Here is a 26,942-nt window from a genome sequence, read left to right on the forward strand (position 1 = left end):
ACACCATGATCCTCAACTTCTTCCGCTTCGAGCTGCGCGAGCAGCTGCGTTCCCCGCTGCTGTGGCTGCTGGCCGGACTGTTCGCCCTGCTTGCCTTCGCCGCGGCCTCCAGCGACGCGGTACAGATCGGTGGTGGCACCGGCAACGTGCACAGCAACGCGCCGACGGTGATCGCGCAGATGCTGGGCATCTTCACCCTGCTCGGCATGCTGGTCACTGCATTGTTTGTCAGCAATGCGCTGCTGCGTGATTTTGAACTGGGCACGGCCGAGCTGATTTTCGCCAGCCCGGTGAAGCGCCGCGATTACCTGGCCGGGCGCATTGGCGCAGCCCTGGCCGCCGGGCTGCTGGTCTATGTGCTGATCGCGTTCGGCCTGTGGCTGGCGCCGTTCATGCCCTGGGTCGACCCCGACCGCATGGGCCCGATCAGCTGGCAGGGCTTTGCCTGGACCTTCACGGTCATCGTCATTCCCAACCTGCTGTTCAGCACCGCGCTGTTGTCGCTGCTGGCCGCGGTGACCCGCTCGATCCTGTGGGTCTACATCGGCCTGGTCGCCTATCTGGTGCTGTTCGGTGCCAGCGCCGCGCTGCTGCGCGACATCGACAACACCTGGATCGCGGTGCTGAGCGAGCCGCTGGGCATGCGTGCGCTGGGCCGCACCATCCGCTACTGGTCCACCGCCGAGCGCAACAGTGGTATTCCCGCGCTGACCGGCTACCTGCTGGCCAACCGTGCGCTGTGGCTGGGCGTGACCGCGGTGCTGTTCGCCGCCACCTTCGCGTTGTTCCGTACCGAACGCAGCGGCAGCGGGCGCCGCCGCTGGGGCCGCAGGCACGCGTTGCCGGTGGCCGATGCCAGTGCCGTCCGTCCCCGGCGTGCGACGCTTCCGCGCGTGGTGCCGGCATTCACGGCCAGCACGGCGTGGCAGCAGTTCCTGCGCCAGGTCCGCTTCGACACGCGCGGCGTGCTGCGCAGCGTGCCGTTCATCGTGCTGCTGGTGCTGGGCCTGGCCAACTTCCTGCCCAGCGCGCTGTTCCGGCAGACGCTGTACGGCACCTCGATCTGGCCGGTCACCTCGCAGATGATCATGGCCCTGCAGGGCGCCTTCAGCTGGCTGCTGGTGATCATCGTGCTGTTCTTCGCCGGCGAGCTGGTCTGGAAGGAGCGCAGTGCACGCATCAATGAAGTCACCGATGCCATGCCGGTGCCGAACTGGGTTCCGCTGCTGGCCAAGTTCACCGCGCTGCTGGCGGTGATCGTCTGCTTCCAGGCGGCCGGAGCGCTGGCCGCGATGGGCGTACAGCTGGCCAAGGGCTACACCCATCTGGAGCCGCTGCTGTACCTGCGCAGCCTGGCGCTGGACTCGGTGGTGTACGTGCTGATGGGGGGCCTGGCGCTGGTGCTGCAGGTGCTGACCAACAACAAGTTCATTGGCTACGCCTTGCTGATCGTGGTGATGATCGGCCAGGGCGTGCTGGGCCTGCTGGACTACACGCAGAACATCTACAACTTCGGCAGCTGGCCGATCGCCCCCTATTCGGACATGAATGGCTACGGCCACTTCCTGGCCGGACAGCTGGCCTTCCAGGGCTACTGGGCGTTGTTCCTGCTCGCGTTGATGTGCCTGGCCTCGGCCTTCTGGGTACGCGGTGTCAGCCAGGGTCTGCGCCAGCGCCTGGCCCTGGCCGGCCGCCGCCTGCGCGGCCCGACCGGCGTTCTCGCCGCCGTGGCCGCACTGGCGTTCGTCGGCGTGGGCGGCTGGCTGTACTGGAGCACCAACATCCGCAACGAGTTCCTCTCGCCCGACCAGCAGCTGGACCTGCAGGCCCGCTACGAGCGTGAGCTGTCCAAGTACCGCAACCTGCCGCAGCCGCGCATCGTGGCGGTGGATAACCGCGTGGACCTGTTCCCGGAATCGCAGTCGATGGTGATCGATGCGAACTGGACGATCCGCAACCTGCACGTGCAGCCGATCCAGGACCTGCATGTCACGATGGGCGACGACAAGCAGCTGCTGGCGGCCGACCTTGGCGGACAGAAGCTGACCTTCCATGACAAGGATCTGGGCTACCGCATCTACCGGCTGGACACGCCACTGCAGCCAGGCGAAAGCCGTAGTGTCCATTTCCGGGTGGCGCAGAAGCCCAACGGCCTCACCGCCGGTCAGGCGCCGAGCAACCTCGTGGACAACGGCACGTTCTTCAACAGCCGCGTGCTGCCGTCGTTCGGCTACAACGAGGGCGCGGAGATCACCGACCGCAACGAGCGGCGCAAGCGTGATCTCGGCGAACCGCGGCGCATGCCCAAGCTGGAAGACGAAGCGGCACGCGCCAACACCTACATTTCCAACGATGCCGACTGGCTCGATTTCCGCACCACCGTCTGCACTGCGCCCGACCAGGTCGCGCTGGCCCCGGGCTACCTGCGCCACCAGACCACGGTGAACGGCCGGCGTTGCTTCAGCTACGCCATGGACCGGCCGATGCTGAACTTCTACGCCTACCTGTCGGCGCGTTGGGAGGTGCGCAAGGGCACGTACAAGGACATTCCGATCGAGGTCTACTTCGACCCGGCACATGGTTACAACGTGGACCGGATGATCGAGGCGGTGCAGAAGTCGCTGGCCTACTACGAAGCGAACTTCACCCCGTACCAGCATCGCCAGGTGCGCATCATCGAGTTCCCGGGCTATGCGCGTTTCGCGCAGTCGTTCGCCAACACCATCCCGTATTCCGAAGCGATCGGCTTCATCGCCGACCTGCGTGACCCGAACAAGGTGGACTACGTGTTCTACGTGACCGCGCACGAGATCGCGCACCAGTGGTGGGCGCACCAGGTGATCGGTGCCAACGTGCAGGGCGCCACGGTGCTGTCCGAGTCGCTGTCGCAGTACTCGGCGCTGATGGTGATGGAGCAGGAGTACGGCCGCCAGCACATGCGCCAGTTCCTCAAGCGCGAGCTGGATGGCTACCTGTCCGGACGTGGTGGCGAGGCCATCGAGGAGCAGCCACTGGAGCGGGTGGAGAACCAGCAGTACATCCACTACCAGAAGGGTTCGCTGGTGTTCTACCGGCTGCGCGAGGAGATCGGCGAGCAGGCCCTGAACCGCGCGTTGAAACGCTTCCTGCAGGACAAGGGCTACCAGCAACCGCCCTACACCACCTCGCGCGAACTGCTGGCCTACATCCGCGCCGAGACCCCGGCCGACCGCCAGCAGCTGGTTACCGACCTGTTCGAGAAGATCAGCTTCTACGACAACCGGGTGATGGCCGCCAGTGCACGCAAACGCGATGACGGCCGCTACGACGTGACCCTGGACCTGCACGCGGCCAAGCAATATGCCGACGGCAAGGGCCAGGAGAGCACTGGCACGATGGACGACTGGGTCGAGATCGGCGTGTTCGCCAACGGCCCTTCCGGCAAGGAGCGCGACCAGAAGGTGCTGTACCTGCAGCGCCATCACATCACCACGACGGAACCGAAGATCACGGTGACCGTGGATGAAAAGCCGGATGAGGCGGGCTTCGACCCGTACAACAAGCTGATCGACCGGGTGAGCGACGACAACCGGCGCAAGGTGACGATGTGAGCCCCGGTACGGCAGTGCCGGGCCATGCTCGGCAAACAGCATGGTCGTGATGATCTATGGCTTCAGCGGCCGCTACACCGGCAACGGCGCGTTCGAGTGGGACGCGCCCAGCATCGGTGCACGCCACAGGGCCATGCTGTTCCTGCTGCAGGAGGACGAACGCGATGCATTCGACCTCGCGCTGGCCGAATGCACCCGCTTCGGGTTCGATGAAATACAGGATCTGCGTTGTGGCCGCATGCAGGTTGATGCACTCAACAGCGACGCCTACCGTGGCTTTGCCGTCTTCTACGAAGAAGCCCTGGAAGCGGGCTCGGCTCTGCTCTACTACCCGCAGACGCTTGCATGACACCCGGTTGCGCGGGGCATGCAGCTGCGGAATTTCGAACGTTGCGCTGGGTGCAGCCGAGCATGGCTCGGCTCCACTGTAGTGCCGAGCCATGCTCGGCACATGGGCCGGACGTGCCGCGCGGACTCAGCGCGCGGCCTTCGGCCCCAGCAACGCCAACAGCACGTACACCACGATGGAAGCGACCGTTCCGAGCGCCGCCGCTACCCCGAACGCCCAGCCCGGACGCCCCTGCTGGCGCGCCCATTGCCCCAGATGCCAGGCTGCGCCCAGGTTGATCAGCCAGGCGATGACCAGCACCGGCCACTGCACCAGGCCCAGCGCGCGCAGCAGCGGCATGGATGCCAGCGCGGCGACGATGGCGCCGAGCAGGAACAACAGTGCAGATCGGGAATGCCGGGCCGTTGCGGCGCTCATGCGGCGAGCCTGCGCACCATCACCAGCACGCGGTGGTCCTGGTTGTCGGCCTGATGCAGCGGCGTCCAGCCCAAGCGCGCGTACAACCCGCCGTCCGCCGCTTCGGTCTGCAGGTACAGGTCGGCAACGCCCATCCGCACGGCCTGCTCGGCGGCCCGCTCGACCAGCTGGCCGGCCAGGCCGCGACCACGATGGCTGTCGGCAACGAACACGCTTCCCAGCCAATGCTCGTACTGCGGAAAGGCCGTCATCTCACGCCGCTTCAACTGCACGGCGCCGACTACCTGCCCGCCATCGAAGGCCGCGATGAGGTGCGGGAAACCGTCCGCATCCTGCGCCCGGTTGAGCCGCTGCAGTTCCTGTTCCAGTGTCAGGCCGGCCTCCTGGCCCCATTGCGCGTGGTACCACTGCGCCAGCTGCTGCCGTTCCGGCGCATCGCCGGTAAGTACGTTGAACTCCATCCATGACCTCTGCTTCAGTGCGGATCACTGCGGTGTGCAACCACCTTATCGCGGCAGCCGCAGGTAGGCATAGGCGTTGCGCCAGAAGAAGCCTTCCCTGTAGTCCCGCCACTCCTCCTTTTCAAACAGCTGCAGGAAAAGATCCAGGTAGGGACGGGCCGAGTTGACCATCGCCTGCATGTGCCAGTCTGAACCATAGGCGATCTTGCTCATGAATCCGTACTCGGCCTGCGTATGCCGGGCGCGTCTGAGGTTCCGTTCGAAGGCAGCGATATCTCCATCAAGCAGACCTTCCAGATGCCCGATCTCGCAGTAGACATTGGGGTATCGGACGCACAGGTCGACCACCTGCCAGGCGTAGTTGCCCTTCTTCCACTCGACCTCTTCGGCGTCCCAGCCCGCCGAAACCGGCTGCTCGCTGGGGGCACGCTGCCCACCTGCATGACCCAGGCACAACCGCAGTTCCTTGCGACTGCCCAGAACCTCGGCCCAATACTCCGGGTTCGCGAACGCACCTTCCTTGCGCGGGGTCTGGAACCCCACCGGGGTGCAATGCGCGAAGATCGGCGCATCGTGCTCCAGGCAGAAATCGTAGAACTCGTCGATCCGGCGGGCATGGACCGCATCACCGGCGGGTCTGTATCCCATCGCCGGATAGAACTTGAAGCCTACAAATCCCGCCTCAAGCGCAGATGTGAGCAGCTGTCGCCAGCCACCCGCCTTCGCATCATCGCGACGCGGATCAAATGCGAAGAAGCCATGCAGCGCAGGAAACCTGGCCTGCAGTTCCAGCATGTTCCGGGTGCGCTGCGGCAAGTGATAGTTGGCCAATGGCCCGCCCGGGTACGCCAGCTCCATGTCCATCATCAGATGGGCGTACTCCATGGGCGGCAGGGAACTGCCGTACGCCGCCTGCAGGCGACGGAAAATCGTTTCCTCCGAACCCAGCAGGGTGAAGAAGAACTCGGCGTAGTTGCCGATCGTACTGGTCGGATCACGCACCACCATTGCCATGAAGCGTTCCAGCGCGCGCTTCACGGTGCGGCGTGCCCAATCGACCAGACCGGCCGGCGCCATCATTTCCTGCACGAGGGAATCGACGGGCGGCCAGGCGCCTGGCTCGGGCCCACCGGTCGCAGGAATGGCCTGATCCAGCTCGCGGAGAATCGCCATCAGCTCGGAGCCTCGTATGGCCTGTGCTTCCGGTGAGTCGACCGCCAGCGCCGCCAGACCGTCAGCATCGAGCGGCGCTGCCGCAGTGCCTGCCAGAAGCTCATGGCTGGCCACGTTGCTGATCGACGCGATGTAGTCGATCTGCTCGTGCCCGCCATGACCATGAAGACGCTGCGGATGCAGCTGTTGAAGACGGGAGAACTCCGCCTGCTCGCCGCCTGTGTCGGTCAGGAAATACAGCAGCTTCGCCAAGGGTCGGGCCAAGGGGCTCGACCACGCGCCCATCGCGCCGGCGATGATGCTTTCCAGCGGCAGATGCCGCGCGTTGAACAGATGGGTGTGCAGATCGACGACACGTGCGGGCCTTTCCTGCGCTGCTGTCATGGCGCTGCTCCTTGCGTCCTGTCGGTGCGCGGACTCTAGCAAACACCCCGATCCCCGCAAGTGCATGCCACGGACGAAACCGTCCGATGGGACATTCAGCCCTGCGCGAAGTCCTTCAGGATCTCGCCGATACCCGCAGGCGAGATCTCGAAGCCCAGCGGGGTACCCGGGTTGATCACCACGCCGTAGCCACCCGGTACGCGGCGCAGCACGTCCAGCATCAGCCAGCGGATCTGGTGCGGTGCCTGTTGGCTGTAGATGCCCACGCGCGACGGATCGGTGAACACGGCCACGTGCAAGGTGCCCTGCTTGTCGAACAGCAGCGGGTCGAAGCCGCTGCCGTCGGGGGTGACCAGGCTGCCGGTCAACAGCACGACCTCCGAGGCAACGAAGGCTTCCATGAAGGCGCGGATCGGCACGGCCCCGTCCATCGCCGCCTTCAGCAGGGTTTCAATCGGGGTCTGCGGGGCGAGTTCGGTCATGGCGGTACGGCGGGCTGCGAGGGTTCCCTATTGTAGAGTCGAGCTTGCTCGACTGCCCAAAGAGCGTGCCAACCAAGGTTGGCACTTACCAGAGCGGTTGCACCAGCCACCCGGGCGCTAGCGCCGGGCCAGGCCCGGCGGCGCCCTCAGCGCCCCAACCGCGTGTCGCGGGCCCGCTGGTCGGCCATCGCCTTGTCCAGTTCGGTCTGCAATGCCGGCTGCTGCACCGGCGCATCCAGCACGTAGACCTTCACCCCGTGCGCGGGCACTTCAGCCTTCAGGGTGCCGTCCACCGTCTGCGAACCACCGTCCAGCGCGTCGCGCCAGGTGCCGGCCTGCAGGTAGCGCTCCACCTCGAAGGTGCGCGCCGCATCGCCCTTGTTCAGCAGCACCAGCGCGGTCTGAGTCACGTCGTTCTGCTGCAGCACGCGGAAGAACACTGCCTCATCGCCCTGCAGCCGTTCGTTCACCTGCAGGCCGCGCTGCAGCGCCGGCGTCGCCTCACGCAGCTTGGCGATGCGCTGCAGCGGCACGAAGATCGGGCTCTGCGGGGCCGCATCCACACGCGGCTGGCCGAAGTAGGCGCGGTTGCCGGCATGTTCGGCGCGGCCACGCATGAAGCCGGTTTCCGAACCGTAATAGACCACCGGAATGCCGCGTGCGGTGAACAGCCAGTTGTGCGCGTCGATGAAGCCGTTGTCGCTGGCCTGCAGGCGCGGCATGTCATGGTTGTCGTAGAAGCTCATCAGCTCGTACGGGTTGGCATACGGCCCGCCGCTCAGGTGCAGCGGCTCGGCCAGCGCTTCAAAGCCCTTGCCGGCGGTGCCGAAGGTCTGTTCCAGCGCACCACGCAAGGGGAAATCGAGCACGCTCACGTTGGCGTTGGCTGGCCAGGTGTGCTCGGCGATGCGCGCGGCATCGTAGTCGAACGCTTCGCCGAACATGAACATGCCCGGATGCTCGGCGCGGATGCGGCTGACGAATTCATGCCACCACGGGTGCGGCAGCCAGCCGATGGTGTCGATACGCAGTGCGTCCACGCCCTGCGCGGTCCATTGCAGGTAGGCGCCGACCAGATAGTCCATCACCGCCGGATTGTTCTGGTTGAAGTCGGACAGCTCGGCCAGGTTGCCATCGAAGATCGAGCCGTTCTTGCTGTCGACCGGGCCGATGGTGTTGTAGAACGCATGCAGTGGGTTGTGCTTCGGGTCCAGCTTCTGCGGCGGCAGGTTCTGGTGGTCGGCAATCAGCTTTCCATCCTTGTCGAAGATCTGGCCGAACTGTGGCTGCCGCTTCGGCATGGTCCACGCCGGTGAGCCGTGGTTGCCAACGATGTCCAGCACCACCTTCAGGCCGGCATCGTGCAGGCCCTTGTTCAGCCCGGCGAAATCCAGATCCTTGCTCGGCAGGTGCTCATCGAGCTTGTAGAAGTTGATGCCCCAGTAACCGTGGTAGCCGGTCTTGCCGCGGTCGGTCAGCGTGCTGGTGCAGCTGATCGCCTTGCTGCCGGTGAAGGCTTCGTCGGGGTTGTCGACGATGGGGGTGATCCACACCGCACCGAAGCCCAGGTTGCGGATGTACTGCGCGTTGTCCAGTACGCCGCGGAAGTCGCCGCCCAGGTAGCCGATGTTGCCATCCACCTTGTCCGGGCACGGCACCGGAATATCGAAGGTCCGGTGCTTTCCGCCCTGGTCACGGTGGTCGTTGGACGGATCGCCATTGACGAAGCGATCGGTCACCACGAAGTACACCGCATCGCTGGCGAACGGTTCGGTGGTGCCGACATACACCGGGCGCGGCGCGGCCATGGCCTGGCCGGAAAACAGGGCTACACAGACAGCAACTGGCAACACAGCACGCATCACACCACCTCCGAACGCGACGGAACCCGCAGCACGCACACACCGGCCAGCAGCAGGCTGCAGCCGCCCAGCACCAGCACGTGCATCGGCTGGCCACCCAGCCAGGCGCGCAGGGCAAAGCCGAGCGCACTGGCCGCGACCAACTGCGGGATCACAATGAAGAAATTGAAGATGCCCATGTACACGCCCATCTTCCTGGCCGGCACGCTATCGGACAGCAGTGCATACGGCAGCGAGAGGATCGACGCCCAGGCAAAACCCACGCCCACCATCGACAGCAGCAGCCAGTGCGGATCGCGGATGAACATCAGCGAGATCAGGCCGGCGCCGCCCAGCCACAGGTTCACCAGGTGGCTCCAGCGCAGGCCCACGGCACGCACCATCAACGGGATGACCAGCGCGGCCAGCGCGGCAAAGCCGTTGTACGCACCAAACAGCACGCCCACCCAATTGGCACCTTCGTTGTAGGCGGCCGACTGCGGATCGGTGGAGCCGAAGTGGGTGCCGGCCACCGCAGCGGTGGTGTAGATCCACATGGCAAACAAGGCGAACCACGAGAAGAACTGCACCCAGGCCAGGCGCCGCATGGTGGTGGGCATCGCCCGCAGATCGTCGACGATCGCCGCCAGCATGTGCGTGCCCGGCAATGAGCGGGCCACCGCCAGCAGCAGGCCGTAACCCGCGCACAGGCCGGCCAGCACGTACAGCATCCTGTCGCCCTGACGCCATGCGATCAGCACCGCCAGCAGCAGGCCCACGCCCAGCCACAGCGCCACCTGCGACCACGGCGCCGGACCGTTCACCGCGGCGGCAGCGTGGTGGGCCGGCGGCTCGGCATCCTCGAAGCCGGCCAGCTCGGTGGGCGAATACTCACGCGTGCTGACCACCGTCCAGGTGATCGCCGCCAGCAGCACCACCGCACCGAAGTAGAACGCATAGCGCACGGTATCGGGCACTTCGCCGGCGGCGGCCGTGTTGGCCACCCCGAAGTGGGCCAGGATGAACGGCAGGAAGCTGGCCACGATCGCGCCCACACCGATGAAGAAGCTCTGCATGGCATAGCCGGTGGGCCGCTGCCGCGGTGCCAGCTGGTCGCCCACGAACGCGCGGAACGGTTCCATCGACACGTTGATGGAAGCATCGAGCACCCACAGCGTGCCGGCGGCAATCCACAGCGTCGGCGAATTGGGCATCACCAGCAGGGCAAGCGTGGTCAGCACCGCGCCGATCATGAAGAACGGCCGGCGCCGTCCCCAGCGCGTCCAGGTGCGGTCGGACAGGTAACCGATCACCGGCTGCACCAGCAGACCGGTCAGCGGTGCGGCGATCCACAGCCCCGGCACCGCCTCCATGTCGGCCCCCAGGGTTTCGAAGATGCGGCTGGCATTGGCGTTCTGCAGGGCAAAACCGAACTGGATGCCGAGGAAGCCGAAGCACATGTTCCAGATCTGCCAGAACGACAGCTGTGGCTTGGCGGGACGATTCATCGTGCGCCCTCGTCCGCCACCACCGGCGCCACCTTCAGCGCCTGCACCTGGGCCTGGTTGAGCACGCCATCGCGCCCGCCCTTGCCGCCGGTGTAGTGCGCGAAGTGCTGCAGCGCGCTCATGTTGAAGCCCTCTTCCAGCTTCACCGTGCAACGCCCCTTGGGCACGCTGAAGGTTGCGGCGGTGGAATCCTGCACGGCCACGCTGTGCGGCAGCGTCACGGTCAGGCGCTGCGCGGGTTGGCTGCCGCACTGCACCGCCAGCTGCTTCACCGCGGCAGTCACCCCGGTGTTGATCGGGCCGCTGGGGTTGTTGTACTGCAGCCGCAGCCGCACCGGCCCGGCCTTGGCGGCAGTGAACTGCCACTGGCGTGCACCGCGCAGCACCTGCTGCGGGCCCACGCACAGCGTCGGGCTGTGCAGCGATTCCAGCGCGCCCTCGCGGCGGGTCAGGCTCAGGCAGTGCTGCAGGCCGTCATCGCCCAGGCGTGCCACGCCCTTGCTGATCGCCGTCACCGCGCGGCCGTCCTGCCACAGCACCTGCCCTTCGGCCACCGGCACGGTCCAGCCCTTGCCGCTGCGCCGCGCCTGCGGTGCGGCCGGGGTTGCCGGCGCGCGCGCGTTGGCATCGGCGGTGCTGGCGGGCAACGCGCGCGAAGGCGCGGTCACAAGCTGCACCGTGGTGGTGGTGCCGCGCGTCTTCACCTTGCCGGCCACCAGCAGGCCATCACCCACCTGCTTCGGCCGCTCCAGCACATAGCGCTTGCCGTTGGCGTCCAGCGTGATGCGGCGCTGCTTGCCGAACAGTTCGGGCACCAGCGCGGCCGGCAGCTTGGGCTGCACGCGGCCATCGTCCTGCACGCCGAACACGCCTTCGGTGACCATGGCCAGATAGCCGGCCACCGACCACAGCTGGCGCTCGGAATTGACCACCGGCCCGCTCAGCGCGCCTTCATCCACGTGCACGGCCTGGCTGACCAGCTCGTAGTTTTCCATGTTGGAACCGGCCAGTGCGGCGCCACGCATCAGCGAACGGATCTCGGCGGCAATGCGCGGGGCATCATCCAGCTGGCGCGCCGCGCGCAGCGAATAGGCACTGACGAACGGCCAGATGGCGCGGTTGTGATAGATCGGCTGCTGCCCTTCCTGCGGCCAGACCACCGGACTGCCGGCCGGCCCCATCGGGTAAGCGGCCAGCGCACGGCGCGCGCGCCCGGCCGGCAGCACGTCGGCCAGGATGCCCAGCGAAAGGCCCAGCAGATCGACCTTGGCATAAGGCACCGGGTGGGCGGCCTCGCCGATGTAGCTCATGTACTGGCCCATGTCCTCCCGCCAGAAGCGTGCATCGATCTGCACCGCCAGTGCGTCGGCCCAGGCCTTGAACTGCACGGCGCGCTCATCGCCCAGCTGCGCGGCCATCTGCTGGCCCAGGCGCAGGGCCTGGTAGTGCAGCACGTTGGTGGACAGCGCGTAGGAATCGCCGATGAAACGCACATTCTCGCGGGTCCAGTCCGGGTAGGTCTGCTCGCGCCAGTCCAGGAACGAGGTCTCGCCACGGTACAGGCCCATCTGCGCGTCGAACACCATCGCACGGTCCTGCGCCAGCGTGCCCTGCAACGCCTGCCAGACCTGGTCGGCAAAGGCCGCATCATCCAGCAGATGGCGCGCGGCCAGGAACCACACCACGCGGTCGCTGCTGATCGGCCAGCTGCCACCGGAACCGGTGTCCTGCGCCACGAACAGGCCGGGCGTGTGCCCGTCGCGGGCCGCCGACAGCTTGAACTGCAAGGACTGCCGCGTGCGCTGCGGGTCCAGTTTCGCCAGCGCCAGATCGGCGGCAAAACTGACATCGCGGGTCCACACGTAAGGCCAGCGTGCGCCGGTCTGGAAGCAGTCGCAGGGCACCGGCCTGCCTTCGTCGAAGGCCGGGTCACGAATCGCATCCACGCGGTCCTGGTCCATGTCCTGCTGGGCCAGCGCGAACAGCGCATCGAACATCACGCTGCCGGTCTGGCTGCGCATCGGCATCGGCGCAATGCGCACCTCGCCCGTCGGCGCATGCAGCACGAAGCTGCCGTTGGCTGCGGCTTCGGCGCGCGCGTGGCGGCCGTCGAATTGCAGGTCGGCCGCCTGCGCGGTCGATCCCAGCGCTGCCCCCAGGGCAGCGGTCAGGCAAATGATCTTCAGCATCGAAGCGGCGGACCGGCTTGCGCCCGTCGGCCTCCCTCCCTCTCTGCACGCGTTGTAGGTCCGCCCCATCGTTGCCGAGGGGCGGGCGCGGCCCCTCCCTCAAGGTGCCTTGGGCCCATGGTAGACGCGGGGCTGTCGGCTGCGTCCAGCTGCATACGTATTCATGGCGCCACGCGGTAGCGAGCCTGCCGCGCTGGCTTATGGTCCGGGTCTGCCAACGGCGCCTTGGGAGGGGAAATGCCGATGTCACCCACTGCTGTACGCGCGCTGTTCGCGCATGTGCTGGGCCTGGCGCTGCTGGGAATGGCGGCGCTGTCGCAGGCCGCGCCGCAGGTTGTCAGCGTCGAATCGCCGGGCAAGGTGCTCAAGGCCAGCCTGGTGCTGGACGGCGGCACCGCGCGCTACCGCGTCGAACGTTTCGGCGAGACCGTGGTGGAGGATTCGAAGCTGGGCTTCACCCTGCGCGACGGCCGACTGGATCGTGATTTCGCGGTGATCGGCCAGCAGCAACGCAGCGTCGATGACCGTTGGGAACAGCCCTGGGGCGAGCGCCGGGTCACCCGCAACCACTTCAACGAGCTGACCGTGCAGCTGGCCGAGACCACGGGCAGCAAGCGGCGGCTGGATGTGGTGTTCCGCGTCTACGACGATGGCCTCGGCTTCCGCTATGTGTTCCCCGAGCAGCCGAACCTGCGCGAAGCGATCATCGATGACGAGCTGACCGAGTTCGCCATCGCGCCGGAATCGACCGCCTGGTGGATTCCCGCCGGCGAGCCGATCCATTACGAGTACCTGTACCAGCGTACCCCGCTGCGCGAAGTGCCGCTGGTGCATACGCCGATGACCCTGCGCAGCCGTGACGGCCTGCACGTGGCGATCCACGAGGCCGCGCTGGTGGACTACGCCGGCATGTGGCTGCGCCGCACCGAGGGCCAGCGCCTGCGTGCGCAGCTCTCGCCTGCGGCCGAAGGATGGAAGGTGCGCCGCAGCCTGCCCTTTGCCACGCCGTGGCGCACGCTGCAGATTGCCGACCGCGCCGGCGGCCTGGTCGAATCGGACCTGATCCTCAACCTCAACGAACCCAATGCGCTGGGCGATGTGAGCTGGGTGAAACCGGCCAAATACCTGGGCGTGTGGTGGTCGATGCATCTGGACAACGAGAGCTGGGCGACCGGGCCGCAGCACGCAGCCACCACCGTCAAGACCAAAAAGGTGATCGATTTCGCCGCTGCCCACGGCTTCCGTGGCGTGCTGGTGGAAGGCTGGAACCCCGGCTGGGACGGCATGTGGGTCGGCAATGGTTACGACTTCGATTTCACCCGTGCCACGCCCGATTTCGACATTGAAGCGCTGTCGGCGTATGGCCTGAAAAAGGGTGTACATCTGATCGGCCACCATGAAACCGGATGCGCCATCGAGCACTACGAGGACCAGCTGGGCGCCGCGCTGGACCTGTACGCACGGCTGGGCGTGGACCAGTTCAAGACCGGCTACGTCTGCGACGACGGCCAGGTCGACCGCCGCAATCCCACGGGGGGCCCGCTGTGGCGCGAGTGGCACGACGGGCAGTTCATGGCCCGCCACCATCTGAAGGTGGTGCAGGAAGCCGCGCGCCGGCACCTGTCGGTGAACCCGCATGAGCCGATCAAGGACACCGGGCTGCGCCGCACCTATCCCAACTGGATCTCGCGCGAAGGCGCGCGCGGCATGGAGTACAACGCCTGGGGCCAGCCGCCGAACCCGCCGGAGCACGAGGTTAACCTGGTCTTCACCCGCATGCTGGCCGGGCCGATGGATTACACCCCCGGCATCCTCAGCCTGAAGGGCCGCCACGGCCAGGCCATTCCCAGCACGCTGGCGCGGCAACTGGCGCTGTACGTGGTGCTGTACAGCCCGATCCAGATGGCCGCCGATCTGCCCGAACACTACCTGCAGCATCGCGAGGCGTTCCGCTTCATCGAGGACGTGGCGGTGGACTGGGAGCAGAGCCGCGTGCTCGAGGGCGAAGTGGGTGACTACGTGACCATCGTGCGCCGCGATCGCAACAGCCGTGACTGGTTCCTGGGCAGCATCACCGACGAGCACGGCCGCGTGCTGCCGGTGTCGCTGGGCTTCCTGGAACCCGGGGTGCGCTACCGCGCCGAGATCTACCGCGATGGTGACGGTGCCGACTTCCGCAGCAACCCGTTCGCGTTCGCCCGCGAAACCCGCGAGGTGACCAGCGCCGATGCACTGACGCTGGTGCTGGCGCCGGGCGGTGGGCAGGCCATCCGCTTCACGCCACTGAAATGATGAACGCCCCCGCGCGACGTTCGCCGGGCATGCCCCGGCGCCAGCGCGGCGGGGATCTGAAAGCGATTACACCCCTGCAAACGCCATTGAATACGTATGCAGGGTGATTCCCGCGAAGAATGCGCTGCCTACCATAGCGGCGACGACAGCGGCCACCGCGTCGCACGTCTCCGGGCACTCCGGGACGCTCACGAATCGATCTGCAACATTGCCTGGGAGGGGAAAATGTTGAACCACAAGCGCAGTGCGCTGAGTCTGGCGCTGGCCGTTGTACTGGCGCCGACGCTGGCGTCGGCACAGTCCACGCAGAGCACCACCACGCCGGCCGGCACCGCCGCCACCAACCTGGATACGGTGCAGGTCACCGGCATCCGCCGTGGCATCGAGAACGCGATCGCCATCAAGCAGGACGCCACCTCGGTGGTCGAGGCGATTTCCGCCGAAGACATCGGCAAGCTGCCCGACGTCAGCATCGCCGAATCGATCTCGCGCCTGCCCGGCCTGGCCGCACAGCGTGTGGCCGGCCGTGCGCAGGTGATCAGCGTGCGCGGCCTGTCGCCGGACTTCGCCACCACCCTGCTCAATGGCCGCGAAGTGGTCAGCACCGGTGACAACCGCGGTGTCGAGTTCGACCAGTACCCGTCCGAGCTGGTCAACGGCGTGACCGTGTACAAGACCCCGGATGCCGCACTGGTGGGCCAGGGCCTGTCGGGCACCATCGACATGCAGACCGCACGTCCGCTCAGCTTCGGCGAGCGCGTGATCGCGGTCAGTGGGCGCTACCAGAAGAGCTCGCTCGGCCGTGCCGCCAACGTCGATCCCTACGGCAACCGCTTCAGTGCCAGCTACATCGATCAGTTCCTGGACAAGACCCTGGGCATCGCCATCGGTTACGCGCACAGCGACATGCCGATCCAGGAGAACCAGGTCGGCCTGTACGAGCCGTGGACCACCGAGCACACCGACAAGGGCGACCGCCCGGGTGTGGGCGCAGGCACCTACTTCTCCGATGGCATCAAGGCGCTGCGCCGCACCGGCAACAACAAGCGCGACGGCGTGATGGCCACGATCCAGTTCCGGCCGAACAACAGCTGGACCAGCACCTTCGATGCGTTCCACACCGAAGCCGAGCAGATCGACACCGCCAACCAGTTCGAGCTGAACCTCAGCAACTACAACGGCAACTACACACCCGGTCTGCTGGTCAGCAACCCGCAGGTCAACGCCAATGGTTCGTTCACCGGCGGCACCGCCAGCGGCGTGTACCCGCTGGTGCGTGGCATGTACAACAAGCGCAAGGACAAGATCGACGCGTTCGGCTGGAACAACGAGTTCAACTTCAGTGGCATCAAGCTGGTCGCCGACCTGAACTACTCCAAAGCCACGCGCGATGAGCTGAACCTGGAAAACAACCTGCAGCTGACCCCGATGCCGCAGCTGGATACGGTCGGGGTGTCGATCCGCCAGAACGGCTTCTCGCAGATCAGCCCGGGCCTGAACTACTCCAACCCCGACGCGCTGTTCCTGACCAACACCATCTACGGCTCCGGCTACGGCAAGGTGCCGCAGGTGGAAGACCGCCTGAAGGGTGGCAAGCTGGCCGCAACGATTGCGTTGCCCGAAGCGATCGCCTCGTGGGCACCGGACATCGACATCGGCGTCAACTATGCCGATCGACGCAAGGTCAAGACCCAGTCCGAGGGCAACATCCTGCTCGGCGCGCAGGGCGATGCCAACATCGCCGCCGACCTGCAGTACCGCCCGGTCAATCTCGGTTTTGCCGGCCTGGGCACCATTCCGGCGTGGGATGTACCGGCCGCGGTCGCTCGCTACATGACCTTCAATCCGGTCGACAACCTGGACTACCTGATTCCCAAGTCGTGGACGGTGCAGGAGAAGATCACCACCGCCTGGGCGCGCCTGAACATCAACACCGACATCGGCGTGGTCGGGGTGCGCGGCAACATCGGCGTGCAGATGCAGCACACCGACCAGAGCTCGGATTCGCGCTACTGGGACAGCTCGCAAACGGCTGGCAACAACATCCAGCCCTATTCCGACGGCCGCACGTACAACGACTGGCTGCCGAGCCTGAACCTGGCCTTCATGTTCCCGCACCAGCAGACGCTGCGCTTCGCCGCGGCCAAGCAGGTCGCGCGCCCGCGCGTGGACCAGATGCGCGCCGGCCTGGAGTTCGGCGTGGATACGGGCACCGGCCGCCCCGGCGGCAGTGGCGGCAACCCGTTGCTGGACCCGTGGCGTGCCACTGCGCTGGACCTGTCCTATGAGAAGTACTTCGGCGAGAAGGCCTACGTCGCCGCTGCGATCTTCTACAAGGACCTGAAGAGCTACGTCTACACCCAGTCGGTGGACAACTACGACTTCACCGCGCTGCTGGGCAGCTACGTGCCGCCGCCGGGCATGACCTCGCCGGTACTGACTACCGGCACCTTCTCCGCGCCGCAGAACGGCAAGGGCGGCACGCTGAAGGGCCTGGAGCTGACCGGCTCGTTCCCGCTGGAGATGCTGACCGACAGCCTGCGCGGGTTCGGCGTGCAGGCCAGCGCCACCTTCAACAAGAGCGACATCACCATCCTGGATCCGGAAAGCGCATCCAGCGTGGGCACCGATCCGATCAGCCTGCCCGGCCTGTCCAAGCGCGTGTACAACTTCACCGCGTACTACGAGCGCAACGGCTTCGAGGCACGCGTCAGCCAGCGCCGTCGTTCGGACTTCATCGGTGAGATCGGCAACTTCAACGGCAACCGCAGCCTGCGCTACGTGGTGGGCGAGAACGTGACCGATGCCCAGGTCAGCTACACCTTCAGCGACAGCAGCGCCCTGCGAGGCCTGACCGTGCTGCTGCAGGGCAGCAACCTGACCAACGAACCGTACCGCACCTATGCCGGCAGCAAGGACCGCCCGCTGGAGTACATCGAGTGGGGCCGCACCTACATGCTGGGCGTGAACTACAAGTTCTGACCACGACCCGGTAGTGCCGGCCTCGCGCCGGCAACCATCCCGTCGGTAGCGCCAGGCCACGCCTGGCGACACCACAGGGAGCAGGACCGGAAACCCGCTGCGCAGGCAGCGGGTTTTCATTTTTTCTCCGGCTCAGCCGCAGGCCATGCGAAACAGCGTCAGCCTGCTCGACAGGAAACCAGAAGTGCGCAGCCGATCGCAATGACCAGCATCAGCGTCAGCAGGATACGTCCACTGAACCGGCCAAGCGCCTGGCCCGCATTGCTGAGGACAACGGAAAGGATCTGGCCCAGCAGTTCCCACATGGTGGACCCGCTCGCTGCTCAGAACTCGCCCGAGGCAAACTCGATGAATGAGCGCTGGCAACTGGCGGTGGCAATGACACAGGTTCGATAGACCCGATGCCCCGATGCACCTGTGACGTAAGCGACGATCTGGACTGACGTGTTTGCAACATACGCCCAGCCAGGCACCCAGCCCACCGGCTTCGGCCCGAGGCCGAATGCTGCAGAGCAGTCCATGATCTGCTTGGTGGCCTCGCCGAGAACGCGGCCCACTTCGGTGTTCATGTTCCAACCCGAAGCCAGCTCGGCGGACCAGATCGCGGTGGCCACCGATCGCATGGCCGCCTGCTCCTCCACAGTCGGCACTGCCAGCGCAGATGCTCTGGGATTTCCTTCCACAGAACGGTGCGGGGAGGGCGAATGATCCGAAGGCAGGTCAAATCGCTTCGCCCAGATCAACAGTGCGCGGTGCTGCCGTCCACCTGATGTGGAAAAGTACCGCACCGCTCGATCTTCAGCGTTGTAGTAGGCCGCGTGCAGCGCGCCATCGGGATAGACCACCACGGCGGCTGCGTGATGTGATGGAAACCCCAGCCTCCACCCATCGAGCAGCAGCCCCCCATCCTTCAGCGGCACCGGCACCGCCGACTCATCGAAGTTGCGACGGAATGCCAGGTACTCTGGCCCCAGCAACCGCTTCAGGCGAAGCACCACATCCGAATCCTCGAACGCATCCTCCAGTGAAGGACCGACGATCACGACGGGGTTGGCGCAGACGGGCTGGGCAACGGACAGCGCTGCCGCAAGCGCCAACAAACGCAGAAGCGTAGATAAGGAACGCATGGGATTTACGTAAGAGAGGGGGACAGCCAGTGTCGAACCGCCTCCCGGCCGTCGCCATTCCAATTGTTGGAAAGTGATCGCCAACGCCCACCCACAAAAAAGGGACGGGGCGCTTCGGCCCCGTCCCCGCAAGTACCGCCACCGGAGAAAACGGTCAGCTGCGTCGTGCGCAAATCACCGCGCGCGGCGGCAGCTGGAGTTCATTGCCCTGCACCGTGCCCGCATCCGGACCCGGTACCGCCACCTGCTGCCAGTTGCCCGGCGGCAGCAGATGGCTCACCGCCTCGGCCGACAGGTTGAAGGCCAGCAGGAGGGTTTCATCTGCAAGCATACGCTCGAACAGCAGCACTGGCTCGGCGCTTTCGACGAATCGGATGCTGCCGTGCTGGAGCGCCGGCTGGGTGGCCCGCCAGGCCAGGAACGCCCGGAAGGCGGACAGCACCGACGCTGGGGCCGCTTCCTGCACGGACACCGCCGTCGCCCGGTGCTCGGCCGGGATCGGCAGCCACGGCTGGCCCGATGTGAAGCCGGCCAGCGGCGCCTCGGTCCACGGCAGCGGGGTACGGCAGCCGTCGCGGCCCTTGAAATTCGGCCAGAACGTGATGCCATAGGGGTCCTGCAGCGCCTCGAACGGCACCTCGGCCTCGGCCAGGCCCAGTTCTTCGCCCTGGTACAGGCAGACCGACCCGCGCAGCGAGCACAGCAGCGCCACCAGCATCCGCGCCAGGCGCGGATCGGCCGGATGGCCGCCCCAGCGGCTCACCGCTCGCTCCACGTCGTGGTTGGACACCGCCCAGCACGGCCAGCCTTCGGTCATCGCCGCTTCCAGGCGCGAGACCGTGTCGCGGATGTAGGCCGCGCTGTAGTCGTCCACCAGCAGTTCGAAGCTGTAGCCCATGTGCAGGCGGCCATCACGGGTGTACTCGGCGGTGGTGGCCAGCGAGTCCTCCGAGGAGATCTCGCCCAGGCTGACCGCGCCCGGGTACTGGTCCAGCAGCGCGCGCAGGCGCTCCAGGAACGGCAGGTTCTCCGGCTGGGTGTTGTTGTAGTAGTGGTACTGATAGGCGTACGGGTTGTCCGGGCTGAAGCCTCGCCCCACCCGCTTCTCCGCCGGCTTGGGCGGATTGTCGCGCAGCTGCGCATCGTGGAAGCAGAAGTTGATTGCATCCAGGCGGAAGCCATCCACGCCGCGGTCCAGCCAGAAGCGCACGTTGTCCAGGGTCGCCTGCTGCACCGCCGGGTGATGGAAGTTCAGGTCCGGCTGGTCGACCAGGAAATTGTGCAGGTAGTACTGCTCACGGCGCGGCTCCCACTGCCAGGCGCAGCCGCCGAACAGCGACAGCCAGTTGTTGGGCGGGGTGCCGTCCTCGCGCGGGTCGGCCCACACGTACCAGTCCGCCTTCGGATTGTGGCGGTCCTGGCGGCTCTCGCGGAACCAGGCATGCTCGATCGAGGTATGGCTCAGCACCTGGTCGATCATCACCTTCAGGCCCAGCCCGTGGGCCTTGGCCAGCAGGCGATCGAAGTCATCAAGGGTGCCGAACAACGGGTCGACGTCGCGGTAGTCGGCGATGTCGTAGCCGAAGTCGGCCATGGGCGACTTGAAGAACGGCGAAATCCAGATCGCGTCCACGCCCAGCGCGGCGATGTAGTCCAGGCGCTCGATGATGCCCGGCAGGTCACCGACCCCGTCGCCGTTGGCGTCGAGGAAGCTGCGCGGGTAGATCTGGTAGATGACGGCTCCGCGCCACCATGGATAGTGCGACATCGACAGCCCCCCTCCGGGCATGCAGGGCCCGCCGGAAGCGGGCCGAAATCCTGTTCCGGCAAGCTTAGCGGTGGCCTTGCGGGCATGGCGCAGCCTGCATACGTATTCACGCAGGCGGCCGCCCGCCCCGGGCCGACCGACCGGGCCGGCACGCTTTGCGCCCGAATTCACGGCCAACGCCTATAATCAGCGGTGAGCCTGAAAGCCTGATCGCATGACCATCACCGAAGACACCCGCCCCGCCCTGGGCCTGCCCCAGATCCAGTCGCTTGCCGCAGCCGACATGGCTGCCGTCGACGCCCTGATCCGGCGCCGGCTGTCCTCGGACGTCGTGCTGATCAACCAGATCGCCGATCACATCATTTCCGCCGGTGGCAAACGCCTGCGCCCGATGCTGGTGATGCTGGCCGGCCGCGCGGTCGGCAACGTCGGCGCGGACCACCATCAGCTGGCCGCGATCATCGAGTTCATCCACACCTCCACCCTGCTGCACGACGACGTGGTGGACGAATCCAGCCTGCGCCGTGGCCGCAGCACCGCCAATGCACTATGGGGCAATGCGCCCAGCGTGCTGGTCGGCGACTTCCTGTACTCGCGCAGCTTCCAGCTGATGGTCGAGCTGGAGCGCATGTCGGTGATGCAGATCCTGGCCGATGCCACCAACCGCATCGCCGAGGGTGAGGTGCTGCAGCTGCTGCACGTGCATAACCCCGATACCGACGAAGCGGCCTACCTGCGCGTGATCGAGCGCAAGACCGCGGTACTGTTTGCCGCCGGCACCCGTCTGGGCGCGCTGGCCAGCGGCGTGGACGAGGCCACCCAGCAGGCCCTGTTCGACTACGGCATGCACCTGGGCTACGCGTTCCAGATCGCCGACGACGTGCTGGACTACTCGGCCAACGCCGACGAGCTGGGCAAGAACCTGGGCGACGATCTGGCCGAAGGCAAGGCGACGCTGCCGCTGATCCACGCCATGGCCCATTCCGACGACGCCACCCGCGAGCGCCTGCGTACCATCGTGCAGGACGGCGATGCCTCGGCGATGCCGGAAGTGCTGGCCGCGATCCGCGCCACCGGCGGCCTGGAGTACAGCCGCGCGCGTGCCGAGGAATACGCTGAGGCCGCCGAGCGTGCGCTTGATGGGCTGGGCGACAACGATGCCGTGGCCGCCCTGCGCGGCCTGGCCCGCTACGCGGTGCAGCGCTCGCATTGATGGGGAGGCGTGCCGGCCAACGGTCGGCACCCACCAAACCGGCATTCCCGTGGGTGCCGACCGTTGGTCGGCACTAAAACATCGGCAGGTGCCGACCGCTCGCATTGACCGCATCCGGTAGTGCCGGCCGCTGGCCGGCATTTCCGATGACGTCCGCAGCATCATGAGGTTGCCGGCCAGCGGCCGGCACTACCGTTGCGCGGATCAATGTTTCTCGAAGCGCTCCTCGAAGAACTCATCCAGCGCCTTCCAGGCGCGCTTGGCCGCCCGCTCGTTGTACTGGCAGCCCGGCGGGCTGTTGGCATCGCGCTCGGCGAAGCAGTGCACCGCGCCGCTGTAGTTGGTGAACTCCCAGTCGACCTTGGCCGCGTCCATTTCCTTCTGGAAACCAGCGATGTCCTCTGCGGTCACGCTCTTGTCGTCGGCGCCGTTGAGCACCAGCACCGACGGGTGCGTGCCACCGGCCTGTGCCGGCAACGGCGATCCCAATCCGCCATGCAGGCTGACCACAGCGGCCAATGGCGCACCGGCACGGGCCAGTTCCAGCACCGTGGTGCCGCCGAAGCAGAACCCGACCGCGCCGATCCGGCTGGCATCCAGCGGCACCTTGCCGGCCTGCGCCTTGAGCACGTTCACTGCCTCCAGCGCACGCGCACGCAGCAGCGGCCGGTCATTGCGCAGCTTGCTGGCCACCGGCCCGGCCTCGGCATCGGTCTTCGGCCGCACACCCTTGCCGTAGACATCGGCCACCAGCACCACGTAATCGTCGCCGGCCAGCTGCTTGGCCTTTTCGATGGCCGATTCGTTCACGCCCTTCCAGTTCGGCACCATCACCAGGCCCGGGCGCTTGTCACGCTCGCCATCGTCGTAGACCAGCACGCCGCTGAAGGTCGTGCCCTGGTGTTTCCACTCCACCGGCTGGGTCTTCATCGCCGCCCACGCCGGCATCGCCGCCAGCCCCAGCACCATCGCCACACCGCATCGCCAACGTTTCATGCGCCTGCTCCGCAGAAAAAGGGGACGGAGGGGATCAAGCCGTATTCGCCCCTCTCGCGTCGCATTCTGCCTTGGCGGCGTGACGCAGGTGTGGTGGGATACGACTTGATCCCCTCCGTCCCCTTTTTGGCATGAACCTTGTCGATCGCTTTCTGGCGGGATTGATCCCACGCCTGCCCGCCGATGACGCGCCGCAGTGGGCCCATGTGCAGGGCGCCAGCAGCGAGGACCTGCAGCGCCTGCGCGTGCAGTGGCCGCAGGTGCCGGGCAGCCTGCTGGCGCTGCTGTCACGGGTCGATGGCACGCACTTCCGCGAGTATCCCGGTGGCGAGGTCTGCGTGCTGATGCTGGGCTCGGACGTGGAGGACGGCGGCTACCCGTACTACCTGCGCTCGGTGGCGCAGATCTTCGAGGACCAGCAGCAGTGGGACGACAGCATCCGCTCGATCTACGAGGAATGGTTGGATGACGAACCTGAGATCCTCGGCGACGGTATCGATGCCGACCTGCCGATGAACCGCCGCCTGTGCTTCTCGCACTGCATGAACAACGGCGGCACCTCGATGCTGTACCTGGATTTCGATCCGGCGCCGGGCGGCACCGTCGGCCAGGTGGTGCGCTACCTGCACGATCCGGACAGCTATGCGGTGATCGCACCGAGCTTCGATGCGTACCTGCAGGACCTGATCGACCGAGATTACAGCTTCATCGAGTAGATCCACGCCATGCGTGGATGGGGGTCAGAGCCCTTTCCTGCGGAAGGGGATCCGACCCCGCTGCCTTACCCGCGCTCGATCCACTGCAACGTGGCCGGCTCGAACGCCAGCAGATCGGCCGCCGCCAGGCGCGCGCGCGACCAGCGACGCTCCGGCGGCTTGGCCTGCCGGGCACCCACCGAACCGTCGTAGTCCCGCACCAGCAGTCCGATGCGCGCCGCACCCGCGCCCAGCAACGCATCAATGCGCTGCAGCCATTGGCCGGCATCATCCAGCGCCTGCTCGCGAACCATCTGCTGATCCTGTTCATGCCGCGCCGTCTGCTCTGCCTGCGCGCGGGCGATCTTCGCCTCGCTCCAGCCCTTCTTCCGCCAGCGTTCGGCATCGCTCTTCCATTCCGGCGGCGCACCTGCCGATGCCAGCGCCGTCCCGCAATCGCAGTGCGTGGCACTCAGCCACGGCTGCCATCCGGGTCCGGCCGCCGCCTGCAGGCTGGGCGATGCCTGGGCGAACAGACGTCGGCCGCTGCGCTGCATGATCGCGGCGGCCTCATCAAGTGGAAACGACGTCGGCAGGAACAGGGTGATGAAGGTGCACATGCGGGTGTCCGGATCCGTCCGGGGAGGCCCATGGTAATTCCATGGCGGGGTCAGAGCCCTTTCCTGCGGAAAGGGATCTGCCCCCCTCAGCCGACCCCTCAGGCGATGCCCAGGCCCGGAATCGCGCTGATGCTGTCCGGGTCGAACCCGGCCAGTTCGGCGAAATGGCGGCCACGCGCCACGTAATCGCGATAAGCGCCGAAGCTCGGCGCACCCGGCGACAGCAGCACCACCCCACCCTGCGCACCCAGCGCGGTGCGCGCCAGCGTCATGGCGTGCGGCAGATCTCCCGCCGCGTGCAGGCCGAAGCGGCCGGCATCGGCCAGCGGCTGCAGCATGGCGTGGATGCGCGGGCCGTTGCTGCCCATGGTCACGATCTCCACCGGCGGCACGTCGTGCGCCATGTGCTGCATGAAATCGGTCCAGTCCAGGCCACGGTCGTGCCCCCCCACCAGCAGCGCGATGCGCTGGCCAGCGAAGCACTCCAGCGCCGCCAGGCTGGCATGCGGCGTGGTGCTGATCGAATCGTTGATGTAGGTCAGGCCCTCGGCCACGCCGATGCGCTGCAGGCGGTTGGGCAACGGGCGGAAGTCCTGCACCGCTGGCGCCAGCGCCACCGAATCCAGCCCCAACGCTTCCAGCGCGGCCAGCACCGCGCACAGGTTGCCGCGGTTGTGGCGGCCGGGCAGCGGCGTGTTGCGGGTATCGAACACCGCCTGCTCGCCGCGGTGCACGATGTCACCGCGCATGTGCCAACCCTGCGGCTGGTTGAACCAGACCACCTTGCTGTCGGGCAGCGACAGTACGGCCAGATGCGGATCAGCCGCGTTGAGCACGGCAATGCGCGGTGCCGATTCGGTCACCAGCCGCAGCTTGTCCTCGATGTAACGCTGCTCGCTGCCGTGCCAGTCCAGGTGTTCCGGGAACAGGTTCAGCACCACCGCCACTTGCGGATGGGCGCCACTGCGCGCCACTTCGCCGGTCTGGTAGCTGGACAGCTCCACCGCCCAGTACTCGGGCGCCGGCTGCGGATCCAGCACTTCCAGCAGCGGCAGGCCGATGTTGCCGACCAGGCCGGTGCGATGGCCGGCGGCGCGCAGCAGATGCGCGACCAGTGCGGTGGTGGTGCTCTTGCCCTTGGTGCCGGTCACGCACACGGTGTCGTGCACGATGCCATCAGCGCCGGCATGTTCAGCGAACCACAGTGCGGTGCCGCCGATGAAGGTGGTGCCCTGCTCCGCCGCCGCCAGCGCGATCGGCTGATAGGGGCTGATGCCGGGTGATTTGATCACCACATCGAACGCCGCCAGCGCCTCGGCCGAAGGTTCACCGCGGACGTCCAGCACCCCCTGCGTTTCCGCACGCGCCGCCTCGGCCTCGGCGGCCGGGCAGAACAGGCTCAGGGCCAGCGCAGGCAGGCGAGCGCGCAGCACGGCAAATGCCGCACGGCCCTCGCGTCCCCAGCCCCACAGCGCTACGCGCTTTCCTTCAAGCTGCGAAATCTTCACGCACCTGTTCCCACAGCGCAGCCGGAATGCGGTGCTCGCCCTGCAGCTGCAGCAGCGGTGCCAGTTCCAGTTCGGCCGCCTCCAGCTGCGGCTGGATCTCGTTGCAGAAGCGCTTCACCAGCACGTCTTCCTTCCATTCCGGGCGCTGCGCCAGGGTCGCCATCGCCGCACGCGACTCGCGGCCTTCGCCGACGCACTCGAACGGCTTGTGGTCCTGGAATTCCAGCAGCGCATCGAAGCCACCGGCCTGCTCGGCATCGTCCAGCAGGTTGCGGCCGAAGATGCGCACCAGACGGGTCTTGGGCATGAACGGGGCCAGCGCCAGGAACACGAAATGGCACTTCGGGCACACGCCGCACCAGCGGTTCACCGGGCGCTCGCCCAGGATGTGGAAATTGCGGTTGCAGCTGGAGAAATGCGCGTCGTAGAAATCGGTCTTGGCGAACTGGCGGGCCACCGCCAGCTCGGACATCGGGCGCAGCAGCGAGTAGTAGTGCAGATCGGCGGCCACCTGCTGCTGCACGTAGTTGCCGAAGGCCTGCTCGAAGGCCCAGCCCTTGGACCACTGGTGGTTCACTTCACCGGTGCCCGGAATCTGACTGCCATAGCTGGCCGAACGCTCGTTGGAAAACACCACCTGGTCCACGCCCTGCAGCAGCGCGGCCAGCACCATGATCGCCGAGTTCACCGCAGTGACCGGGATGTGGCCGTTCCACGCGCCCTGGCGGTTGAGCTCGAACAGTTCCGGGGCCAGTGCGCGGCCCAGGTTCAGGGTCGGCAGGCCCGTGCGTTCGGCGCAGGCGCGGATCAGCTGCGAGCCGCCGATCCAGGTCACCGTTTCGTCCACGCCGGCACGGCGCAGCGCTTCGATGCTGACCAGCGAATCCTTGCCGCCGCCGATGGCCACCAGCGCGTGCGGCTGCAGGCCCAGCACCGGCGCCTGCACCGTTTGGCCCTGCACCGGCAGGCGGAAACGCCCGCGCAGGTTCAGGCCGTTGCGGTAGGCGAATTCGCCCAGACCATTGAGGTAGATCGTTTCCACCAGGGCGGCGGTATCGGCATCGATGGCATAGCTGTCAATGCTGACCGTCTCCGGCACGCCCGCCTTGTAGTAGCTGACACCGGCAATCAGGTGCAGCAGCTGCAGCGCGCGCTGCACGGCAGCGGCGCGCGCATCGTCCAGCACGAACGGTGCGCCGGGCACGGTGATGGTCTCCACCATCTCCGGGCCGTCATCGAAGGCGTAGACCAGTCGGGCCACGCCGGTATCCGCGGCAAATTCGCAGCGGACGAAGCGGAAGCGGGAAACCTGGTGTTTGTCGAAAGCAGTCATGGTGGATCCAGTTC

General features: G+C 66.7%; 20 protein-coding genes. 6 read left to right on the plus strand and 14 right to left on the minus strand.

The window, feature by feature from the left end:
- Positions 1–5 precede the first annotated feature (5 nt).
- Positions 6–3,590, plus strand: coding sequence for a M1 family aminopeptidase (locus LZ605_RS10435; protein ID WP_249844755.1), 3,585 nt, complete (start codon positions 6–8; stop codon positions 3,588–3,590).
- A 40-nt stretch (positions 3,591–3,630) separates the two neighbouring features.
- On the plus strand, positions 3,631–3,939 hold the full coding sequence (locus LZ605_RS10440) for a hypothetical protein (RefSeq protein ID WP_249844756.1): 309 nt from the start codon (positions 3,631–3,633) through the stop codon (positions 3,937–3,939).
- A 126-nt stretch (positions 3,940–4,065) separates the two neighbouring features.
- On the opposite strand, the gene LZ605_RS10445 is transcribed toward LZ605_RS10440, so the two are convergent.
- The 7 genes from LZ605_RS10445 to LZ605_RS10475 all read right to left on the minus strand — a co-directional run bounded on the left by LZ605_RS10445 (position 4,066) and on the right by LZ605_RS10475 (position 12,394).
- Complete coding sequence (locus LZ605_RS10445) at positions 4,066–4,356, minus strand: hypothetical protein (protein ID WP_249844757.1); 291 nt, start codon at positions 4,354–4,356, stop codon at positions 4,066–4,068.
- Positions 4,353–4,817, minus strand: coding sequence for a GNAT family N-acetyltransferase (locus LZ605_RS10450; protein ID WP_249844758.1), 465 nt, complete (start codon positions 4,815–4,817; stop codon positions 4,353–4,355). The genes LZ605_RS10445 and LZ605_RS10450 overlap by 4 nt, the downstream gene beginning before the upstream one ends.
- A 45-nt stretch (positions 4,818–4,862) precedes the next feature.
- Complete coding sequence (locus LZ605_RS10455; RefSeq protein ID WP_249844759.1) at positions 4,863–6,374, minus strand: amidohydrolase family protein; 1,512 nt, start codon at positions 6,372–6,374, stop codon at positions 4,863–4,865.
- A gap of 95 nt (positions 6,375–6,469) precedes the next feature.
- Complete coding sequence (locus tag LZ605_RS10460) at positions 6,470–6,856, minus strand: SseB family protein (RefSeq protein ID WP_249844760.1); 387 nt, start codon at positions 6,854–6,856, stop codon at positions 6,470–6,472.
- A gap of 146 nt (positions 6,857–7,002) precedes the next feature.
- On the minus strand, positions 7,003–8,718 hold the full coding sequence (locus LZ605_RS10465; RefSeq protein WP_249844761.1) for an alpha-amylase family glycosyl hydrolase: 1,716 nt from the start codon (positions 8,716–8,718) through the stop codon (positions 7,003–7,005).
- Positions 8,718–10,205 (minus strand): MFS transporter, encoded by a 1,488-nt coding sequence (locus LZ605_RS10470; protein ID WP_249844762.1) that lies wholly within the window; start codon positions 10,203–10,205, stop codon positions 8,718–8,720. Before LZ605_RS10470 ends, LZ605_RS10465 begins: the two co-directional genes overlap by 1 nt.
- Positions 10,202–12,394 carry a Six-hairpin glycosidase-like protein gene (locus LZ605_RS10475; RefSeq protein WP_249844763.1) on the minus strand — a complete coding sequence of 731 codons (2,193 nt, stop codon included), beginning with the start codon at positions 12,392–12,394 and terminating at the stop codon, positions 10,202–10,204. Before LZ605_RS10475 ends, LZ605_RS10470 begins: the two co-directional genes overlap by 4 nt.
- 237 nt (positions 12,395–12,631) lie before the next feature.
- On the opposite strand from LZ605_RS10475, the gene LZ605_RS10480 reads away from it, so the two are divergent.
- Entirely contained in the window at positions 12,632–14,686 is a 2,055-nt protein-coding gene (locus LZ605_RS10480) for a glycoside hydrolase family 97 protein (RefSeq protein ID WP_249844764.1), read from the plus strand.
- A gap of 225 nt (positions 14,687–14,911) precedes the next feature.
- Positions 14,912–17,668: a TonB-dependent receptor gene (locus tag LZ605_RS10485; protein WP_249844765.1), complete on the plus strand. Its 2,757-nt coding sequence runs from the start codon at positions 14,912–14,914 to the stop codon at positions 17,666–17,668.
- A gap of 158 nt (positions 17,669–17,826) precedes the next feature.
- On the opposite strand, the gene LZ605_RS10490 is transcribed toward LZ605_RS10485, so the two are convergent.
- The 3 genes from LZ605_RS10490 to LZ605_RS10500 form a co-directional block, all read right to left on the minus strand.
- Entirely contained in the window at positions 17,827–17,973 is a 147-nt protein-coding gene (locus tag LZ605_RS10490; protein ID WP_249844766.1) for a hypothetical protein, read from the minus strand.
- 18 nt (positions 17,974–17,991) lie between these two features.
- Positions 17,992–18,795 (minus strand): hypothetical protein, encoded by an 804-nt coding sequence (locus LZ605_RS10495; RefSeq protein ID WP_249844767.1) that lies wholly within the window; start codon positions 18,793–18,795, stop codon positions 17,992–17,994.
- A gap of 154 nt (positions 18,796–18,949) precedes the next feature.
- Complete coding sequence (locus LZ605_RS10500; RefSeq protein WP_249844768.1) at positions 18,950–20,563, minus strand: alpha-glucosidase; 1,614 nt, start codon at positions 20,561–20,563, stop codon at positions 18,950–18,952.
- Positions 20,564–20,777: 214 nt separating this feature from the next.
- On the opposite strand from LZ605_RS10500, the gene LZ605_RS10505 reads away from it, so the two are divergent.
- Positions 20,778–21,776 (plus strand): polyprenyl synthetase family protein, encoded by a 999-nt coding sequence (locus tag LZ605_RS10505; RefSeq protein ID WP_249844769.1) that lies wholly within the window; start codon positions 20,778–20,780, stop codon positions 21,774–21,776.
- Between the two features lie 204 nt (positions 21,777–21,980).
- On the opposite strand, the gene LZ605_RS10510 is transcribed toward LZ605_RS10505, so the two are convergent.
- Positions 21,981–22,772, minus strand: coding sequence for a dienelactone hydrolase family protein (locus LZ605_RS10510; RefSeq protein ID WP_249844770.1), 792 nt, complete (start codon positions 22,770–22,772; stop codon positions 21,981–21,983).
- A 131-nt stretch (positions 22,773–22,903) separates the two neighbouring features.
- On the opposite strand from LZ605_RS10510, the gene LZ605_RS10515 reads away from it, so the two are divergent.
- Positions 22,904–23,488: an SMI1/KNR4 family protein gene (locus tag LZ605_RS10515; protein WP_249844771.1), complete on the plus strand. Its 585-nt coding sequence runs from the start codon at positions 22,904–22,906 to the stop codon at positions 23,486–23,488.
- Positions 23,489–23,553: 65 nt separating this feature from the next.
- Here the strand turns inward: LZ605_RS10515 and LZ605_RS10520 are convergent, their stop codons facing one another.
- From LZ605_RS10520 to murL, 3 genes are all read right to left on the minus strand, one after another.
- Positions 23,554–24,087: a hypothetical protein gene (locus tag LZ605_RS10520; protein ID WP_249844772.1), complete on the minus strand. Its 534-nt coding sequence runs from the start codon at positions 24,085–24,087 to the stop codon at positions 23,554–23,556.
- Positions 24,088–24,185: 98 nt separating this feature from the next.
- Positions 24,186–25,595, minus strand: coding sequence for a UDP-N-acetylmuramoyl-L-alanine--D-glutamate ligase (murD, locus tag LZ605_RS10525; protein WP_249844773.1), 1,410 nt, complete (start codon positions 25,593–25,595; stop codon positions 24,186–24,188).
- The gene (murL, locus tag LZ605_RS10530; protein WP_249844774.1) at positions 25,576–26,928 is read right to left on the minus strand and encodes a UDP-N-acetyl-alpha-D-muramoyl-L-alanyl-L-glutamate epimerase; all 1,353 of its coding nucleotides are present in this window, start codon (positions 26,926–26,928) and stop codon (positions 25,576–25,578) included. The genes murD and murL overlap by 20 nt, the downstream gene beginning before the upstream one ends.
- Positions 26,929–26,942: the final 14 nt, after the last annotated feature.

Source organism: Stenotrophomonas maltophilia (assembly GCF_023518235.1).
Taxonomy (GTDB): Bacteria; Pseudomonadota; Gammaproteobacteria; order Xanthomonadales; family Xanthomonadaceae; genus Stenotrophomonas.

Coding starts and splice junctions, on each gene's coding strand:
- LZ605_RS10465 (WP_249844761.1), bottom strand. CDS start 8,718: ATGCGTGCTGTGTTGCCAGTTGCTGTCTGTGTAGCCCTGTTTTCCGGC.
- murL (WP_249844774.1), bottom strand. CDS start 26,928: ATGACTGCTTTCGACAAACACCAGGTTTCCCGCTTCCGCTTCGTCCGC.
- LZ605_RS10520 (WP_249844772.1), bottom strand. CDS start 24,087: ATGTGCACCTTCATCACCCTGTTCCTGCCGACGTCGTTTCCACTTGAT.
- LZ605_RS10505 (WP_249844769.1), top strand. CDS start 20,778: ATGACCATCACCGAAGACACCCGCCCCGCCCTGGGCCTGCCCCAGATC.
- LZ605_RS10450 (WP_249844758.1), bottom strand. CDS start 4,817: ATGGAGTTCAACGTACTTACCGGCGATGCGCCGGAACGGCAGCAGCTG.
- LZ605_RS10500 (WP_249844768.1), bottom strand. CDS start 20,563: ATGTCGCACTATCCATGGTGGCGCGGAGCCGTCATCTACCAGATCTAC.
- LZ605_RS10475 (WP_249844763.1), bottom strand. CDS start 12,394: ATGCTGAAGATCATTTGCCTGACCGCTGCCCTGGGGGCAGCGCTGGGA.
- LZ605_RS10515 (WP_249844771.1), top strand. CDS start 22,904: ATGAACCTTGTCGATCGCTTTCTGGCGGGATTGATCCCACGCCTGCCC.
- LZ605_RS10435 (WP_249844755.1), top strand. CDS start 6: ATGATCCTCAACTTCTTCCGCTTCGAGCTGCGCGAGCAGCTGCGTTCC.
- LZ605_RS10470 (WP_249844762.1), bottom strand. CDS start 10,205: ATGAATCGTCCCGCCAAGCCACAGCTGTCGTTCTGGCAGATCTGGAAC.
- LZ605_RS10440 (WP_249844756.1), top strand. CDS start 3,631: ATGGTCGTGATGATCTATGGCTTCAGCGGCCGCTACACCGGCAACGGC.
- LZ605_RS10445 (WP_249844757.1), bottom strand. CDS start 4,356: ATGAGCGCCGCAACGGCCCGGCATTCCCGATCTGCACTGTTGTTCCTG.
- LZ605_RS10455 (WP_249844759.1), bottom strand. CDS start 6,374: ATGACAGCAGCGCAGGAAAGGCCCGCACGTGTCGTCGATCTGCACACC.
- LZ605_RS10485 (WP_249844765.1), top strand. CDS start 14,912: ATGTTGAACCACAAGCGCAGTGCGCTGAGTCTGGCGCTGGCCGTTGTA.
- LZ605_RS10490 (WP_249844766.1), bottom strand. CDS start 17,973: ATGTGGGAACTGCTGGGCCAGATCCTTTCCGTTGTCCTCAGCAATGCG.
- LZ605_RS10480 (WP_249844764.1), top strand. CDS start 12,632: ATGCCGATGTCACCCACTGCTGTACGCGCGCTGTTCGCGCATGTGCTG.
- LZ605_RS10495 (WP_249844767.1), bottom strand. CDS start 18,795: ATGCGTTCCTTATCTACGCTTCTGCGTTTGTTGGCGCTTGCGGCAGCG.
- LZ605_RS10510 (WP_249844770.1), bottom strand. CDS start 22,772: ATGAAACGTTGGCGATGCGGTGTGGCGATGGTGCTGGGGCTGGCGGCG.
- LZ605_RS10460 (WP_249844760.1), bottom strand. CDS start 6,856: ATGACCGAACTCGCCCCGCAGACCCCGATTGAAACCCTGCTGAAGGCG.